At 63.4% G+C, this 1,436-nt stretch carries 2 protein-coding genes; both read left to right on the top strand.

Going from position 1 to position 1,436, the window contains the following annotated elements; all coding sequences use genetic code 11:
• Positions 1-810 (top strand): IS66 family transposase (tnpC, locus tag P0D89_RS52960; RefSeq protein ID WP_408371184.1); only part of this gene is annotated, 810 nt, incomplete at its 5' end.
• Between the two features lie 2 nt (positions 811-812).
• Positions 813-1,406: a plasmid pRiA4b ORF-3 family protein gene (locus tag P0D89_RS52955; protein WP_408371186.1), complete on the top strand. Its 594-nt coding sequence runs from the start codon at positions 813-815 to the stop codon at positions 1,404-1,406.
• The last annotated feature ends 30 nt before the right edge of the window (positions 1,407-1,436 follow it).

Here is a 1,436-nt window from a genome sequence, read left to right as displayed (position 1 = left end):
CCCGTCCCGGTGCTGGAGCCCGGACGCGGCAAGACGCGTACGGCGCGGTTGTGGACGTACGTACGCGATGACCGGCCGGCGGGCAGCCGGGCACCCCCGGCGGTCTGGTACCAATACTCGCCCGACCGCAAGGGAGAGCGACCCCGCACGCATCTGCAGGGCTGGTCGGGCATCCTGCAGGCGGATGCCTATAGTGGCTACGACGCGCTGTACCGCGATGGCACGATCATCGAGGCAGCGTGCTGGGCGCATGTGCGGCGCAAGTTCTACGACCTGTACGAACTGGAGCGTTCGCCGGTAGCGCAGGAGGCACTCAGCCGCATCGCGGCGCTGTATGCCATCGAGCGCGAGGTGCGCGGCCGCAAGCCGGAGGTCCGGCAGTCGGTGCGCATGGCGCGGGCATTGCCGCTCGCAGGTGCACTGAAGGACTGGCTCGAACATACGCTTGCGCAGGTCTCGGTGAAGTCGGGCCTTGGCAAGGCGATCCGGTATGCGCTGGGGAACTGGCCTGCGCTGGTGCGCTACTGTGAAGACGGGCGCATCGAGATAGATAACAACACCGCGGAGCGATCGATCAGGCCGCTGGTTCTCGGCAGGCGCAACTATCTGTTCGCTGGTTCTGACGGCGGTGGACAGAGTGCGGCGGTCATCTACAGCCTGATCGGAACGGCACGCCTGAATGGCATCGAACCGTATACGTATCTGCGTACGGTGTTCGAGCGCATCGCCGAGCATCCCATCAACCGAATCGACGAGTTGCTGCCGTGGCGTTTGATGCCGGTAGAGCAGCCGCTCCAGCAGGCTGCGTGACGATGGCATCAACTCGCAAACCCGCGTTACGCGCGATCAATTCACAGGTACCGGTCTACCAGTTGCACATCGAGCTGAAGTATCTGAAGCCGGCGGTCTGGAGGCGGGTGCTGGTCCCTGCCTCGATCAAGCTGCCGAAGCTGCATGTCGTGCTGCTGTTGGCGATGGGATGGGATGGCGGCCACATGCACGAATTCGTGTTCGACGATACCAACTACGGGGTGCCCGATCCGGACTTCCCGAGTGACCCGCCGATGCTCAACGAAGCGCGGGCGAGCCTGGGCAAGGCGCTCGGTGCGCTGAAGTCATTCACCTACATCTACGATTACGGCGACAACTGGCAGCATCGTGTGAAGGTCGAGAAGGTCCTGCCGCCTGACCCTGAGCTGCGCTCGCCCATCTGCCTGGGCGGCCGCAATGCCTGTCCGCCGGAAGATGTTGGCGGCGTACCCGGCTACATCGAGTTCCTCGACGCGATCATTGATCCCGCTCATGAGGAACACCACCGGTTGCTCGACTGGTGTGGCGGTAGTTTCGATCCTGCTGCCTTTGACCTCCAGGGCCTCAACGAACGCCTCTTCGAGATCAAATTCTGATCGTCAAGACGGCCGCCAAATGTCGCTTAC

This window comes from Paraburkholderia sp. RL18-085-BIA-A (assembly GCF_046027075.1).
Taxonomy (GTDB): Bacteria; Pseudomonadota; Gammaproteobacteria; order Burkholderiales; family Burkholderiaceae; genus Paraburkholderia.
This window is presented reverse-complemented; position numbering and strand designations above follow the sequence as displayed.

Coding starts and splice junctions, on each gene's coding strand:
- P0D89_RS52955 (WP_408371186.1), top strand. CDS start 813: ATGGCATCAACTCGCAAACCCGCGTTACGCGCGATCAATTCACAGGTA.